Source organism: Frondihabitans sp. 762G35 (assembly GCF_002074055.1).
In the GTDB taxonomy this organism is placed as follows: Bacteria; Actinomycetota; Actinomycetes; order Actinomycetales; family Microbacteriaceae; genus Frondihabitans.
This window is the reverse complement of the sequence record NZ_CP014619.1, coordinates 3,130,503-3,145,500: the sequence shown is the minus strand read 5'-3', so window position 1 is coordinate 3,145,500 and position 14,998 is coordinate 3,130,503. Positions and strand designations below refer to the sequence as shown.

Sequence of the window (14,998 nt, the reverse complement as noted above, 5' to 3'; positions counted from 1 at the left end):
GCCAGCGGGACGGGCCGCGCCAGCGGCCGGGTTCAGGCGGCGAGCCGCGGGAGGGGTCCGCGCCGGCGGCAGGGCGCAGCGGCGCTAGCGGCCCGCCGCCAGCGCGGCGTCGAGCTCCGCCGCCGACATCGACCCCGCACCCGCCCGCGCCGCCCCGGCGCGCCGCGCCAGCCCCTGCACCACCGCGTTGAGCGGCGCCCGCATCCCCAGCGACCGCGCGAGCAGTACGATCTCGCCGTTGAGGAAGTCCGTCTCGATGGATCCGCCCCGCGCGAGCGACTGCCAGGACGACCCGCCGAGCTCCCCCTCGAGGCCGGGGACGTCGCGGATGTCGAACGCGTTCCCCCGCCACGCCTCCTCCGCCTCGTCGCTCGGCACCTCGATGCCGGCGGCGGCGTAGACGGAGGCCGCTTCCTCCCGGAGGCGCCGCGAGGCGCCGCTCCGCTCCGACCCGATGAGCGCCTGGACGGCGTTCCCGAGGTTGGCGAGCAGCTTCCGGTGCTTCCACGCCATCACGTCGTCGACGACGAACACCCGGAACGTCGCCGCCCGCCAGTCCGCCGCCACCTGCTCCAGGAAGGCGGCATCCGACGCGCCGTCCGCCGGCCCGCCGAACCGCCCCATGATGAACGTCCCACTCGACGGCCCGATCCGGACGGCCACCTCCCCGGCCGTCAGGTGCACACCGGGTAGCCACACGCACACGCCGAACACCCGCGCGAACGCCCGCAGCGCGATCCGCTCGCTCTCCACGCCGTTGAGCGCCGTCAGGGCGGGCAACAGCTCGCCGGCCGTCCCCACGACGGATCCGCCCGCGTCCCTCACCGGCCGGTCCACCCATTCCCGCACGGCCGCCTCGACCTGCTGCGTCTTCGTGGCGAAGACGAGGACGTCGTCGTCCCTCAACTCGACCTCATCCGGCGTCGCTGCGACGGGCACGCGGATCCGCACGTCCTCGTCCGGCGACCGCAGCCGCAGCCCGTCCGCGGTGATCGCCGCCCCGTGCTCGCCCCGGGCGATCAGCACCGCAGGATGCCCGTACTGAGCGAGCCTCCCCCCGAGCGTTCCCCCGACGGCCCCGGCTCCCACGATCACGTATCTCATACCTCCAGCGTGGCACCCCCGCGCCGGACGCGCCCCGCTACCGTTGCCGGATGCGCTCCGTCGTCCCCCTGCTGTCCGTCCCCGTCTACGCGGCCCTGTTCGTGTGGCGCGACGCCGTGCGTGCGTTCCCGGCCGGGATGCTCTGGATCCACGTGGCACTGAGCGTGCTGCTCGCCGTCGTGTACGCGGTCGACAAGTCCGCCGCCCGGGCCGGTCGCTGGCGCGTCTCGGAGCGGAATCTCCTGGTGGTCGGCCTCCTCGGCGGCTGGCCGGGAGGTGTCGTCGCGCAGCAGGTGTTCCGGCACAAGACGCGCAAGAGGTCGTTCCAGCTCGCGTTCTGGGCGACCGTCGTCGTGAACGCCGTGGTGGTGCTCCTGCTGGTCTGACGCGGCGGAACGAAGCGAGCGGCTCTACGGGCTGATCGCGAGGAAGACGAACGACGCCAGGATGATGAGGTGGATGATCCCCTGCAGCCGCGTCGACCGGCCGGGGGCGATCGTGAGCGTGCTCACGATCATGGTCAGCACGAGCAGGACGATCTGCACCGGCCCGAGCCCCAGCACGAGCGGGCCCTCCAGCCAGATGCTCGCGACGGCGATGGCCGGCACGGTGAGGCCGATGCTGGCGATGGCGGAGCCGTAGCCGAGGTTGATACTCGTCTGCAGGCGGTTCTTGAGGGCGGCGCGCGAGGCGGCGATGCCCTCGGGCAGCAGCACGATGAAGGCGATCACGACGCCGACGAACGTGCTCGGGATTCCGGCCGCGGCGAGCCCGCCCTCGATGGCGGGTGACACGGCGTGGCCGAGTCCGACCACGGAGAGCAGCGAGACGGCCAGCAGGACGAGGCTGATCACGGTCGCGCGCGTGCTCGGCGGGTCGGCGTGGTGATCCTCGTCGGCGGGCTTGCCCGGCACCTCGACGGGCAGGAAGAAGTCGCGGTGGCGCCCGGTCTGCGTCGAGATGAAGGCGACGTAGAGGGCGAGGGCGACGACGGCGATGAAGGCGAGCTGGATGCCCGTGAAGCGCCCGCCGGAGGCGCCGACCGTGAACGTGGGCAGCACGAGCGTGAGGCCGGCGAGGGTGGCGACGACGCCGAGGGCGGCTCCGGTCCCCTCCGAGTTGAAGCGGGGCAGGCCGTGGCGCAGGGAGCCGAGCAGGAGCGACAGCCCGACGATCCCGTTGCAGGTGATCATCACCGCGGCGAAGGCGGTGTCGCGGGCCAGCGTCTCGGTGCCGTGGTCGCCGCCGCCGATCATCAGCGTGATGATCAGCCCCACCTCGATCACGGTGACCGCGACCGCGAGAACGATGGAGCCGAGCGGCTCGCCGACTTTGTGCGCCACGACCTCGGCGTGGTGGACCGCCGCCAGCACCGCCGCGATCAGGATCACGCCGACGAGGATCACGACCGCGAAGGGCAGCGTGCGGTGGTACGTCGCCACGAGGGCGACGAGCGCCAGGATCGGGACGACGATCGGGCCGGCTTTTCTCAGGGTGTCGACCATGGATGTCCCTCCGTCTGGGCTTCGAGCCTACCGAAAGCCCGCTGGGAGAGCTGCGGCGGGCCCGGCCGCGACGCGCCGACCCCGGGCCTACCCCAGCACCCGGTGCGGCAGGGCCGCCACCGGCCCGTGGCCGGGTGCGAAGCGGTCCGCGTCGAACAGGGCGAGCCGATCGGCGGTCTCCCGCGTCCGCTCCTCGTCGTGGTTGAAGAAGCCGGGGAGCGTCTGCGGTCCGGTGCGGCGGACGGTGGCGTGGCCGCTGACCAGCGCGTCGCCCGTGACGAGCAGCCCGTGCTGCGGCAGGTGGTAGACGGTGTGGCCGGGCGTGTGTCCCGGCGCGAGCAGCGCCACGGGCCGGCCGGGGACGTCGAGGGCCGAGCCCGTGACGAGGGGTTTCACGGGTCCGAAAGCGACGTCGTCGAGGCCCCGCTCCGGCCCGGTGGCGTGCAGGGCCCAGCGCAGCACGCGCGGGTCGTAGGCGTGTCGAACGAGGTCCTTCACCGACACCTGGTGCAGCACCTCGCGCCTCACGTGCGGCACCTCCTCGGCGCTCGCGAAGACGTCGAGCCGACCGCCGCTCCCGGCGTGGAGCCGCCCGAGCGATCCGATGTGGTCGCTGTGGGCGTGTGTGACGAGCACGGCCTCGAGGTGTCCGGCCCCGGTCCGCCGGGTGATCTCGGCCAGCGACCCGTCGAGGGCGTCCGCGTCGCCCGGATAGCCGGTGTCGACGAGCGTGAGGGAGTCGCCGTCGACGAGCACGAGCCAGTTGACGGCGGAGGCACGGACGAAGAACACCCCGTCGCCGAGGTCGGTCACGGAGGCGGGGGCGGGCTTCCTCATCCTGCCGATCGTAGACAGCCGTGGAGCGTCGGCCGGGACGACGGGCCGGTCACGGCAGCCCGAGAAGGCGGAGTCCGGCGGCCGCAGCGGCTCCGACGACGACAACGACGAGGAAGGGGGCTCGCAGGAGCAGGGCCACCAGCGCCGCGAGGAGGGCCCCGAGCCGCGCGTCGAGCACGAGGTGCTGCCCGGTCGCGAGGGTGTTCGTGACGGTGAGCGACGCCAGGAGCCCGATGGTCAGCGTGGCCGCGACGCGCGCGACCCGCTTGTCCGCCAGCCACTTCTTCGGGACGAGGTAGCCCAGGAGCTTCGTGACGTAGGCGACCACGCAGGCGACGGCGATCCAGATCCAGGTGGTCACGTCGGCTCCTGCGTCGTCTCGAGTCGCGGTCGTGCGAACCAGCCGACGAGAGCGGCGACGACGGCGGCGGTGAGGATGGGGAGGCCCGGGGGCAAGGCCGGGATCGCGACGGCGGTGACGAGCGCGCAGGCGACGGCGACGGCTCCGGCGTCGCGGGTCCGGAGCCGCGGCCAGAGCAGCGCCAGGAAGGCGGCGACGGCCGCCCCGTCGAGCCCGAAGCGCTTGGGGTCGCCGAGGGCGTCTCCGGCGAGGGCTCCCGCGAGGGTGAAGAGGTTCCAGAGGACGAAGACCCCGAGCCCGGCGACCCAGAAGCCGCGGCGCCGTTCGGTGTCGTCGATCTGGCCGGTGCTCGTCGCGAACGACTCGTCGATCGTGACCTGCGCCATGGCGAAGCGCCGCCAGCCGCGGGGGTGGAGCAGAGCGTTCAGCTGCATCCCGTAGACGGCGTTCCGGACGCCCAGGAGCGCCGCTGCTCCTGCCGCCGCCGACGCGGCACCGCCGCCGCCGACGACGCCGATGAACGCGAACTGCGAGCCGCCGGAGAAGAGGACGAGGCTGAGGACGCAGGTCTGCCAGACGGTCAGGCCGGACGCCACGGAGAGGGCTCCGAACGAGACCCCGTAGAGACCGGTCGCGATCGCGATCGAGAGGCCGACGCGGGCGCCCGGGGAGCGGCGGAGAGGAGTCGGCACCTGACGATCGTAGGCGGCGGCGACCCGGCAGGAGCGGCGGCGACGCCGCAGGGCGGCGGCGACCCGGCGCGACCGGACCGCCACCGCCCCGGGGTCAGACGCCGACCGCCACCTTGACCGGGGTGAGCCGCACGGGGATCGCCTTCGACACGGGCGTGTTGCTGTGGTCGGCGGCGCTGTCGAGCGGGACCAGGACGTTCGCCTCGGGGAAGTACGCCGCCGCGCAGCCGCGCGCGCTCGGGTACGCCACGACACGGTAGCCGCGGAGGGCCCGCTCCGCGCCGTCGTGCCAGACGGTCTCGATGTCGACGTGCTGGCCGTCCTCGATCCCCAGCTCCTCGAGGTCGAGGGGGTTCACGAAGACGACCTCGCGCCCCTTCTTGATGCCGCGGTAGCGGTCGTTGAGGCTGTAGATCGTGGTGTTGTACTGGTCGTGCGAGCGCATGGTCTGCAGGAGCAGGGTGCCCTCGGGTCGCTCCACGTGCTCCAGCTCGTTGACGGTCAGCATCGCCTTGCCGGTCTTCGTGGTGAAGGTCCGGGAGTCCCGCGGCCCGTTGGGCAGCACGAAGCCCTCCTTCGAGGCGGCGCGGCGGTCGTAGTCGTCGAAGCCCGGGACGACGCGGCTGATGTGCTTCCGGATGACGCTGTAGTCGTCCTCCATCGACTTCCAATCGATGGGCACGCGGTCGCCGAGGGTGGCCCGGGCGAGCCGCGAGATGATGGCGACCTCGGAGAGGAGGCCCGGGGCGACGGGAGGCACCTGGCCGTGGCTGCCGTGCACCGAGCAGACCGTATCTTCCACGCTGACGAACTGGGGTCCGGCCTCCTGGATGTCGATCTCGGTCCGGCCCATGGTCGGCAGGATCAGGGCTTCCGTGCCCACGACCGCGTGCGAGCGGTTCAGCTTCGTCGAGACCTGCACGGTCATCTCGGTCCCGCGGAACGCCTTCTCGGCGGCCTGGGTGTCGGAGATGGCGGCGACGAGGTTGCCGCCCATGCCCATCCAGAACTTGATGTCGCCGGTCTGCATCGCCTTGATGCCCTTGAGGGCGTCGACGCCGTGCTCGCGCGGCGGCTCGAAGGAGAACTCCTTCTCGAGCGCGTCGAGGAACGTGTCGGACATCTTCTCCCAGATGCCCATGGTGCGGTCGCCCTGCACGTTGCTGTGGCCGCGGATCGGCGAGGCGCCGGCGCCAGGCTTGCCGATGTTGCCGCGGAGCAGCAGCAGGTTGAGGATCTCCTTGATGGTCTCGACGGACTTCTTGTGCTGCGTGATGCCCATCGCCCAGGTGATGATGACGCGCTCGGAGTGGATGTAGCGATCGGCCAGCTCGTCGATCTCCGCCGTGGTGAGGCCGGTGGCGAGGAGCACCTCGTCTTCGTCGACCTCGGCGAGGTGCGCGGTCAGCTCGGCGAGGCCCAGCGTGTACTCCTCGAGGAAGGCGTGGTCGAGGACGGTGCCCGGAGCGGCGGCCTCGGCGGCGAGGACCCGCTTCGAGACGGCCTGCAGCAGGGCCATGTCGCCGCCGAGCCGGATCTGGAGGAACTGGTCGGCGATCTCGGTGCCGCGGCCGATGATGCCCTTGACGAGCTGCGGGTTCTTGTAGCGACGCAGACCCGCCTCGGGAAGCGGATTGACCGCGACGATCTTCGCCCCGTTGTTCTTCGCGTCTTCGAGAGCGGTCAGCATGCGCGGGTGGTTGGTACCCGGGTTCTGGCCCATCACGATGATGAGGTCGGCCTGCTCGAAGTCGTCGTACGCGATCGTCGACTTGCCGATCCCGACGACCTCGCTCATCGCGGTTCCGGTCGACTCGTGGCACATGTTCGAGCAGTCCGGCAGGTTGTTGGTGCCGAAGGCGCGCACGAACAGCTGGTAGAGGAAGGCGGCCTCGTTGGAGGTCCGGCCCGAGGTGTAGAACGAGGCCTCGTCGGGCGACTCGAGGGAGTTCAGCTTCGCGGCGATGATCTCGAAGGCGCGGTCCCACGTGACGGGCTCGTAGTGGTCGGCTCCCGCGGGCTTGTAGACGGGCTCCGTGATGCGACCCTGCATCCCGAGCCAGTACTCCGTCTTGTCGAGCAGGTCGTCGATCGAGTGCTGCGACCAGAACGTGCGCGGGACGAGCACGGGGTTCGCCTCCCAGGTGACGGCCTTGGCACCGTTCTCGCAGAACTCCGCGACCTTGCGGTGGTTCGGGTCGGGCCAGGCGCAGCTCATGCAGTCGAAGCCGTCCTTCTGGTTGAGCGACGTCATCAGCTTCACGGTGCGCGCGAGGCCGAGCTGCTTGATCGCCGGCTCCATGGAGTGCAGGACGCCGGGGACGCCAGCGGCCCAGGAGCGCGGTTCGCCGACGGTGATGTCGGCATCGGTCACGTCGTCGACGGGGGGCTTTTCGGTCACAGTGCGCTCACGATCTCGGGAAGGGGAGCCTCGACGGGCTCCTGGATACGGTCAGGACGGGAGTAGACGACCATGCTCTGGCCGCGGAGGAAGCCGACGATGGTGATCCCCAGCTCGGTGGCGAGGTCGACGGCGAGCGAGGACGGGGCGGAGACGGCGGAGAGCACGGGGATCCCGGCCATCGACGCCTTCTGCGTCAGCTCGAAGCTGGCGCGACCGGAGACCATGAGCACCATGCCCGACAGGGGCAGGAGGTTCTCCTTCACGGCCCAGCCGATGACCTTGTCGACCGCGTTGTGGCGGCCGACGTCCTCGCGGAGCACGAGCATCCGGCCGGTGCGCCCGTCGAAGAGGGCGGCGGCGTGGAGCCCGCCGGTCTTCTCGAAGACGTCCTGCGCCTCGCGCAGCCGATCGGGGAAGGTCGCCAGGAGTGCCGGGTCGAGGACGAGGTCGTCGTGGAGGACGGCGTGCTGCGACTTCGTGCGCACGGCGTCGATGCTCGCCTTGCCGCAGAGGCCGCAGGAGCTGGTCGTGTAGAACGCGCGCTCCAGGCTCGGATCGGGCGCGGGCACGCCGGGGGCGAGTGTCACGTCGAGGACGTTGTAGGTGTTGAGGCCCTCGACCGTGGCGCCCGCGCAGTATCGGGCGGTGGCGAAGTCGTCGCCGCGCGCGATGACGCCCTCGGAGACGAGGAAGCCGGCGGCGAGGTCGAAGTCGCTGCCGGGCGTGCGCATCGTGATGGCCAGGGCGGTACCGCCGACGCGGATCTCGAGCGGCTCCTCGACGGCGAGGATGTCGTCGCGCACCGATCGACTCGTCCCGACGGTCACCCGGGTGACGCGCTTCCGCGCCGTGATTCGATTCATATGGTCAGGCCTACCACGGAAGATCGAGAGCGGGCGCATCGGAGCCCCGGAGCGCGCCGCCCGGGGGCACGACCAGCAGGCCGTCCGCGTCGGCCAGGCCGCGGAGCATCGCGGCGGTCTGCCTTCGGGCGGCCACGGCGCCGTCGGGGGTCGACCGGTAGGCCAGCACCACGACCTGCGGGCTGTCGTTACGGAGGTCCTCCGCGAGACGGACGACCTCGGGCAGGCGCAGCGGGCGACCCAGCAGTCCGTCGATCAGGGGCAGCCCGACCAGCACGAGGCCGACCATCGCGGCCATCGGATTGCCGGGCAGGCAGAGGTGGAGGCGATCGCCGACGCGGGCGAGGAGGAGGGGCCGCCCCGGTCGCATCGAGATCCGCTCGACGAGGATCTCCGCCCCCAGCGCGTCGAGGGCCGAGCGCACGTGGTCGGCGCTGCTGTGGCCGGTGCCGCCGGTCGACACGACGAGGTCGGCGTCGACGTCGAGGGCACGTCGCGTGGCCTCGGGGTCGTCGCCCGCGTGCGCCGACTCGATGTCCGCGACTCCGGCAGACCGCAGGATGCCCGGGACCGACCCCGAGAAGACGTCGCGGACCCGCCCGGCCCGGGGCACCCCGACCCGCACGATCTCGTCGCCGAGCACCACGAGCGCCGCCCGGGGCGGCCTCGCCACGGGGACCTCGTCCACGCCGGACGCCGCGGCGAGCGCGGCCCGGGGCGGCGTCAGCACGACGCCGCGCGCGAAGAGCAGGTCGCCCGCGCGCACCTCCTCCCCGGCGGGCCGGATGTGCCGGCGGGTCGACTCGGCGGAGCGATGGAGGAGCGGCGCGCCGTCGTCGCCGGGCTCGACCAGGCCGTCCTCGGAGCGGAGCACGGCGTCCGTCCCGGGCGGCACGGGGGCACCGGTCGTGACGGGGCGGGCGTGGCCGTCCGCCAGGGCCGCGGTGGCGGGGACGTCGCCCGCGACGAGCGGCTCGCCGAGAAGCCACGGGGGCGCGCCGGCCGTGGCCCAGCCGTCCATCGCGGACCCATCGTGGCCGGGCACGTCGCCCGGCGCGAGGAGGTCGAGGGTCAGGGTGGCTCCCGCCGCTTCGACGAGGGGGCGCATCACGGTCGGGGTCGCCCGGAGGAGCGCCTGCCGGTGCGTCTCGGCGCGCGCGTCGAGCCAGGAGCCGCCGGAGAGCGTCACGCCCGCGTGCTGTCGTCGGCCCCGTCGGCCGTCTCGTCGGGCGCGGAGTCTCGCGACTGCAGGATGCCCGTGGCCCGGCCGATCGCCTCGCGGACGTCCGCCGCCGACCCGCCCCGCAGCCCCGCGGCGTAGCCGGCGAGGAACGTCGTCAGAGGCGCCGCCGGCCTCGCGACCCCGTGCGCCGCGTCGCGGGCGAGGTCGAGGACGGCGTCGACGTCGAGCTCGAAGCCCTCGGGGAAGTCGTAGGCGGCGGCGAGTTCGTCGGCCCACCGCTGCAGCTGCGCGTTGTCGGTGCTCATGACGTCAGTCAATCAGCGGCGGGCCGGACGCGCCGAGGCGGGCGGCGTCGTCGGGCGTGTCGACGTCGGCCGTCAGATCGGTGGGGAGCGGTGTGTCGACGAGGTCGAGCGGGGCGAGCATCCTGCGCATCGAGAGGTTCTCGAGGGTGCCCGCGGCGGCGTGCTCCGCGAGCGAGGCCCGGAGCGGCGCCGATCGGTAGAGGGCGAGGAGCGGTTGGCGATGACCCTCGTCGTCGACGGCGACGAGCCCGTCGCGCGCCTCGCCCCCGTCGACGGCCGCCGTCGCCGCGGCCAGCAGAAGCGACACGGCCTCCGGGGATCGGGGGACGTCGCAGGCGAGCACGAGGGTCCATGCGGCCGGGGCGTCGAGGGCGCGGAGTCCGGCCGCGACGGCCGACGCGGGGCCCGACCACCGGGGCTCCTCGCGCGCTCGCAGGGCCGCAGGAGGCGCGGCCGCGTCGTCGTCGAGGCCCACGATCACGAGGCGGCGAGCGGCGGTCGCGGCGCGGACGGCCCGGTCGAGCAGCGTCTCCCCGCCCACCCGCAGCGCGGTCTTGTCGATGCCGCCGAGACGCGTGGCCCGGCCGCCGGCGAGGAGGACGGCGTCGTGCGTCACGACCACGTCCGACACCGCGTCGTGCACCACCGTGTCGTGCGCCACCGTCTCAGCCGCCGAGGACGTAGGCCCGGAGGTCCTCGAGCGTCTGCGTGATGTGGTCCTCCATCGCGGTGCTGGAGCGCTCGGGGTCGCGGGTCTCGAGGGCGGTCAGGATCCGCGCGTGGTGCTCGATGGCGTGGGCCTGGATCTCCGGGACCCGCGAGGTCTGGGCTCGACCGGTGGCCAGGATGCGCGAGAGCGGCTCCAGGAGGACGGAGACGAAGACGTTCCCGGAGGCGTGCAGGATGACGTCGTGGAAGCCGAGGTCGGCCTCGACGAAGCGCTCGACGTCGTTGATCGCGTGCGTCCGGCGCATCGTCTCGACGTGCCCGGCGAGGACGGCGAGCTCGGCGTCGGTGATGCGCGGCGCCGCGAGGGCCGTCGCTCCGACCTCGAGCATCCTGCGGAGCTCGATGAGCTGCACGGCGGTCGCCGCGTCGTTCTGCCCGTTGGACGTGGCCCGGAGGACGGCCTCGAGCGAGGTCCAGCGGCTGATCGGGTTGACGAAGGTGCCGCGGCCGCGCTCGACTCGCGCGACACCGAGCGCCTCGAGCGTCTTGACGGCCTCGCGGACGGTGACGCGGCTCACGTCGTGCTGCGCCACGAGATCCTGCTCGCCGGGGAGGGTCGACTCGGGCGGGAACTCGCCGGAGGTGATCCGCGAGAGGAGGTCGTCGGAGACCATCGCGACCAGGGACTGTCGGGCCACGGCCCCTCCTCACACGACGGTGTCGACTTCGTTCCTGGATTCTAGGGCTAGCCGGGGGTCGGTCGGCCAGAGGTAGGATGTCTTACTTCCTGTCAGCGTCGACCACCCGAGAAGGATCCATGCCCTCGAACCCCGACACCTCCGCCCGTCCCGTCGTCGCCGTCCTGGGGCTGGGGGCGATGGGTCTCCCGATGGCGACGCGCCTGGCCGAGATCTTCGCCGTCCACGCCTTCGACCTCAACGAGTCCCGACGCCGGCTGGCGGCCGACCGGGGCGTCTCCGTCGCCGGAACCGCCCGGGAGGCCGCGGCCGGGGCCGACGTGCTCCTCATCGCCGTCCGGACCGAGGCGCAGCTCGTCGAGGCGCTCTTCGGGGAGGCCGGGGTCGCCGACGCCTTGGCCGACGGCGCCGTCGTCATCCTCACCAGCACCGTGGGCGTGAAGGCCATCCCCGCGACGGCGGCCCGACTCCTGGAGCGCGGGCTCGAGCTCGTCGACGCTCCGCTCTCCGGCGGGCCGGCCCGCGCGGGGGCGGGCGACCTGCTCGTCGTGGTCGGCGGTCGGCCGGGGGCGCGCGCCGCCGTCGACCCCGTCCTCTCGCACCTCGCCTCGACGCTCATCGTCGTCGGCGACGCCCCCGGTGACGGGCAGGCTCTCAAGACCGTGAACCAGCTCCTCTGCGGAGTCCACATCGCCGCGGCGGCGGAGGCGCTCGCGCTCGCCGACGCGCTCGGGCTCGACCGGAGCGCGACGCTCGAGGCCCTGGGGGCAGGAGCCGCGGGCTCCTTCATGCTCTCGAACCGCGGCCCCCGGATGCTCGAGGCCTACGACGAGGACGGCGCCGAGGTCCTCAGCCGCCTGGACATCTTCGTGAAGGACCTCGGGATCGTCGGCGAGGCCTCCCGTTCCGCAGCCCTCGCCACGCCGGTCGCGATGGCGGCCGAGCAGCTCTTCCTCCTGGCCCAGGCACAGGGGCTCGGTGCGGCGGACGACTCCGCGGTGGTCCGCGTCGTCGCCCCCGCTCTCCGGAACGAGCCGGTGCCCGAGGCGACGGGTGCGCACGCCTCGATCTGAGAACGTTCGAGATCTCGAAGGATTGACCCTTGACACGGTCGATTCCGTGATCAATCATAAGACATCTTACGTCTGTTGTCATACCTCAAGGGAGAGTAACCATGGCCCAGAAGATCGCCGTCCTGCACACCAGCTTCGTCTTCGTCTCGGTCGAACCGGTCATCAACGACCTCATCGGCGAACTCATCCCCGACGCCGAGGTCATGCACTTCGTCGACTCCGACGTGCTCGCCACGGTGGTGCGCGAGCAGGGCATCTCGAAGTCGAGCGAGGACCGCATGGTCCACCTGGCCCAGGCCGCCGAGGCCGCCGGAGCCGACATCATCTTCTCCGCCTGCTCGTCCCTCGGGCCGGCCCTCGACGTCGCCGCACAGGCCGTCGACACCCCGGTCGTCAAGGTCGACGAGGAGATGGCCCGCCGGGCCGCGCTCGGCGGGAAGCGGATCGGCGTCCTGGCCACCGTGCCGACGACGCTCGGACCGACCTCCGACCTCATCCTGCTCAAGGCCCGCGAGCTCGAGCGCGACGTGGAGGTCGAGCAGCGTCTCGCCGCCGGAGCGTTCGACGTGCTCATGGGCGGCGACCGGGAGAAGCACGACGCGCTCGTCACGGAGCAGGCCGTCTCCCTCGCCGAGTCGGTCGACATCATCGTCCTCGCTCAGGCCTCCATGTCGCGCCTCGCCGGCGTCCTCGCGGAGCGCACCGGACTCGAGGTGCTCTCCAGCCCCCGCATGGGCGTCGAGTACCTGGCCGAGCGCGTCGCCGCCCTGCAGAAGTAGCGACGCCGTGACCCTCCTCGCCACCTCCACGAGCGACCTCCGGGCGGCCGCACCCGCGCCGCTCGAGGTCCCCGACGCCCGGGCCCTGATCCGCCGGGCGAACCTGACTTCCGGTACTCGGGTCGTCGTCCTCGACGACGACCCCACAGGAAGCCAGTCCGTCCACGGCGTGCCCGTGCTGACCGCGTGGTCGCGCAGCGACCTCGACTGGGCGTTCGCGCAGCCGGGCGCGGGCTTCTTCATCCTGACGAACACGCGCGGCCTCAACGACGACGAGGCGCGCGAGACCATCCGCGCCGTCGAGGCGGCCGTGGCCGAGGCCGCGGGAAGCGCCTCGGTCGACTACACGCTGATCGCCCGCAGCGACTCCACGCTGCGCGGTCACTACCCGCTCGAGACCGACGTCCTGGTCGACCGCGCCCGCGACGCGGGCAAGCCGTACGGCGCGCTCCTGCTCGCCCCGGCCTACATCGCGGCCGGCCGCGTGACCGCGGGCGACGTGCACTACGTGCAGGACGGCGACACGTTCGTCCCCGTCGCATCGACGAGCTACGCGCAGGATGCGACGTTCGGGTTCGTCAGCTCCGACATCCGCGAGTACGTCGAGGAACGGACGCGCGGCGGGATCCCCGCCTCGGCCGTCGTCAGCATCGGTCTCGACGACATCCGCGTCGGCGGCCCGACCCGCGTCCGCGACATCCTCCTCGACTGCCGCGACGCCGTGCCCGTGGTCGTGAACGCGCTCGACGACAGCGACCTCGACGTCGTCACCCTGGGGCTCCTGCTCGCGCAGGAGCAGGGCGCTCGCGTCCTCTGCCGGACCGGCCCGTCGTTCGTCGCCTCCCGCCTCGGGATGGCGCAGCGGGAGCCGCTCACCAGCTCGGAGGTGTTCCCCCAGGGCGATCGACCGGGCCACGGCCTCGTCGTGGTCGGGTCGCACGTCGAGCTGACGACGCGCCAGGTCGCGCGGCTCCGCGCCGACGTCGAGGGCCTCGCGGTCGTCGAGGCCTCCGTGCCGCGCCTGCTCGATCCGGACCAGGCCGAGGCGGAGCTGCTGCGCTGCGAGCACGAGCTCGTCGCGGCCCTCGGAACGGGCGAAGCCCTCCTGGTGTCCAGCCGCGAGCGGATCGTCGCGGACAGCGGACACGACAGCCTCGTCATCGCCCAGACCGTGTCGCGCGCACTGGTGCGCCTGACGCGGACGGCCGTCGCCTCCTGCCCGATCCGCTGGGTGCTGGCGAAGGGCGGGATCACGTCGAGCGACACGGCCACGGAGGGCCTGGGCATCCGGCGGGCCGTCGTCGCCGGTCAGCTCTTCGACGGCATCGTCTCCGTCTGGCTCAACCGAAGCGACGACCAGGACGCCCTGCTCGGCCTCCCCTACATCGTCTTCGCCGGCAACGTCGGCGACGAGGCCTCCCTCGCCGAGGCCGTCACCCTCCTCCGGCGCACCCCGCCGGAGGAGAACTGACCCGCACCTCCACCCCACGACCCCCACCAACCGACCTCGCCCCTGAGGTCACCCTGAAATCAGCACGCTTACAAAGGAGTAACAATGCGCAAGATCACTCTGGCCGCCGTGACGGTCTCCGTCGCCCTGGTCGCACTCACCGGCTGCAGCGCGGGCGGAGGCGGAGCCCAGGCGGGCGGATCGTCCGCCAAGCCCGTGTTCGTCTTCCTGCCGAAGTCGCTCAACAACCCGTACTGGGTCGACGCCCGCAAGGGCATGGAGGACGAGGCCAAGAAGCTCGGCGTCACCGCCAAGTTCCTCGGCCCGGAGAACGACGACGCGGCCGCCCAGGTCGCCATCTTCGACTCCATCCTCGCCACGCACCCCGCCGGCATCGCGATATCCCCGAACGACCCCGCGAGCGTCACGAGCGACATCGCGGCCGCCCGGGCCGCCGGCATCCCGGTCATCGCCTGGGACGGCCCCGTGCCGAACAGCCAGGTCCAGGGCTACATCGGCACCGACAACGTCGCCGCGGGCGAGCAGGCCGGCGAGGCCCTCGCGAAGTCCGTCGGCGAGAAGGGCGACGTGGCAGTCGTCATCGGCAGCCTCAGCGCCGTCAACCTGAACCAGCGGCTGACCGGTGTCAAGAAGGCCATCGCGAAGTACCCGAACATGAAGATCGTCGCCACCGAGGTGTCGAACGAGTCGATCGCCACGGCGCAGTCCGCGTCCGAGACGATCCTGCAGGCCCACCCGAACCTCGCCGGTTTCGTCGGCATCGGCGGCTCCGACCTCCCCGGCATCGCGGGCGCTCTCAAGTCCGGCGGCAAGTGCGCGTCGGTGAAGTCGGTCGGCTTCGACGTGGTGCCCCAGGGCATCGCCGGCATGAAGGGCGGCTGCGTGTCGGCCCTCATCTCGCAGAAGCCGTTCGGCATGACCGCCCAGGCGCTCAAGATCCTGAGCGACATGAACGCCAAGAAGTCGTCGCTCAAGGACGGCTTCAACGTCGACACCGGAGTCGTGACGGTCACGCCCGACACCCTCGACACCTTCCTCAAGACGGCCCACTAGG

Annotated in this window: 16 protein-coding genes; 5 read left to right on the top strand and 11 right to left on the bottom strand. The window is 72.4% G+C overall.

Features of this window, described 5'->3' with window-relative positions:
• Positions 1-84 precede the first annotated feature (84 nt).
• Positions 85-1,104: a ketopantoate reductase family protein gene (locus AS850_RS14910; protein WP_119869830.1), complete on the bottom strand. Its 1,020-nt coding sequence runs from the start codon at positions 1,102-1,104 to the stop codon at positions 85-87.
• A 50-nt stretch (positions 1,105-1,154) separates the two neighbouring features.
• On the opposite strand from AS850_RS14910, the gene AS850_RS14905 reads away from it, so the two are divergent.
• Positions 1,155-1,490, top strand: coding sequence for a DUF1294 domain-containing protein (locus AS850_RS14905; RefSeq protein ID WP_119869829.1), 336 nt, complete (start codon positions 1,155-1,157; stop codon positions 1,488-1,490).
• 24 nt (positions 1,491-1,514) lie between these two features.
• Here AS850_RS14905 and AS850_RS14900 read toward each other — a convergent pair whose 3' ends face one another.
• The 10 genes from AS850_RS14900 to AS850_RS14855 form a co-directional block, all read right to left on the bottom strand.
• Complete coding sequence (locus AS850_RS14900; protein WP_119869828.1) at positions 1,515-2,609, bottom strand: calcium:proton antiporter; 1,095 nt, start codon at positions 2,607-2,609, stop codon at positions 1,515-1,517.
• Between the two features lie 87 nt (positions 2,610-2,696).
• Positions 2,697-3,446: an MBL fold metallo-hydrolase gene (locus AS850_RS14895; RefSeq protein WP_119869827.1), complete on the bottom strand. Its 750-nt coding sequence runs from the start codon at positions 3,444-3,446 to the stop codon at positions 2,697-2,699.
• Between the two features lie 49 nt (positions 3,447-3,495).
• The gene (locus AS850_RS14890) at positions 3,496-3,807 is read right to left on the bottom strand and encodes an AzlD domain-containing protein (protein WP_119869826.1); all 312 of its coding nucleotides are present in this window, start codon (positions 3,805-3,807) and stop codon (positions 3,496-3,498) included.
• Entirely contained in the window at positions 3,804-4,499 is a 696-nt protein-coding gene (locus AS850_RS14885) for an AzlC family ABC transporter permease (protein WP_119870361.1), read from the bottom strand. The genes AS850_RS14890 and AS850_RS14885 overlap by 4 nt, the downstream gene beginning before the upstream one ends.
• Positions 4,500-4,593: 94 nt before the next feature.
• A complete protein-coding gene (locus tag AS850_RS14880) occupies positions 4,594-6,900 on the bottom strand; it encodes an FdhF/YdeP family oxidoreductase (protein WP_119869825.1) in 2,307 nt (768 codons plus the stop codon).
• Positions 6,897-7,766 carry a formate dehydrogenase accessory sulfurtransferase FdhD gene (gene fdhD / locus AS850_RS14875; RefSeq protein ID WP_119869824.1) on the bottom strand — a complete coding sequence of 290 codons (870 nt, stop codon included), beginning with the start codon at positions 7,764-7,766 and terminating at the stop codon, positions 6,897-6,899. The genes AS850_RS14880 and fdhD overlap by 4 nt, the downstream gene beginning before the upstream one ends.
• Positions 7,767-7,776: 10 nt before the next feature.
• Complete coding sequence (locus tag AS850_RS14870) at positions 7,777-8,955, bottom strand: molybdopterin molybdotransferase MoeA (RefSeq protein WP_119869823.1); 1,179 nt, start codon at positions 8,953-8,955, stop codon at positions 7,777-7,779.
• Entirely contained in the window at positions 8,952-9,254 is a 303-nt protein-coding gene (locus tag AS850_RS16710; protein ID WP_236940753.1) for a DUF6457 domain-containing protein, read from the bottom strand. The genes AS850_RS14870 and AS850_RS16710 overlap by 4 nt, the downstream gene beginning before the upstream one ends.
• Positions 9,255-9,258: 4 nt before the next feature.
• A complete protein-coding gene (gene mobA, locus AS850_RS14860; RefSeq protein WP_119869822.1) occupies positions 9,259-9,915 on the bottom strand; it encodes a molybdenum cofactor guanylyltransferase in 657 nt (218 codons plus the stop codon).
• A gap of 4 nt (positions 9,916-9,919) precedes the next feature.
• Complete coding sequence (locus AS850_RS14855) at positions 9,920-10,621, bottom strand: FadR/GntR family transcriptional regulator (protein ID WP_119869821.1); 702 nt, start codon at positions 10,619-10,621, stop codon at positions 9,920-9,922.
• A gap of 119 nt (positions 10,622-10,740) precedes the next feature.
• Here AS850_RS14855 and AS850_RS14850 point away from each other — a divergent pair, with 119 nt between their 5' ends.
• The 4 genes from AS850_RS14850 (at position 10,741) to AS850_RS14835 (ending at position 14,997) form a co-directional block, all read left to right on the top strand.
• Positions 10,741-11,694: an NAD(P)-dependent oxidoreductase gene (locus AS850_RS14850; RefSeq protein ID WP_119869820.1), complete on the top strand. Its 954-nt coding sequence runs from the start codon at positions 10,741-10,743 to the stop codon at positions 11,692-11,694.
• Between the two features lie 101 nt (positions 11,695-11,795).
• Positions 11,796-12,473 (top strand): aspartate/glutamate racemase family protein, encoded by a 678-nt coding sequence (locus tag AS850_RS14845; RefSeq protein WP_119869819.1) that lies wholly within the window; start codon positions 11,796-11,798, stop codon positions 12,471-12,473.
• A 7-nt stretch (positions 12,474-12,480) separates the two neighbouring features.
• On the top strand, positions 12,481-13,944 hold the full coding sequence (locus AS850_RS14840; RefSeq protein ID WP_216819783.1) for a four-carbon acid sugar kinase family protein: 1,464 nt from the start codon (positions 12,481-12,483) through the stop codon (positions 13,942-13,944).
• Between the two features lie 84 nt (positions 13,945-14,028).
• Complete coding sequence (locus tag AS850_RS14835) at positions 14,029-14,997, top strand: sugar-binding protein (RefSeq protein WP_119869818.1); 969 nt, start codon at positions 14,029-14,031, stop codon at positions 14,995-14,997.
• Position 14,998 lies beyond the last annotated feature (1 nt).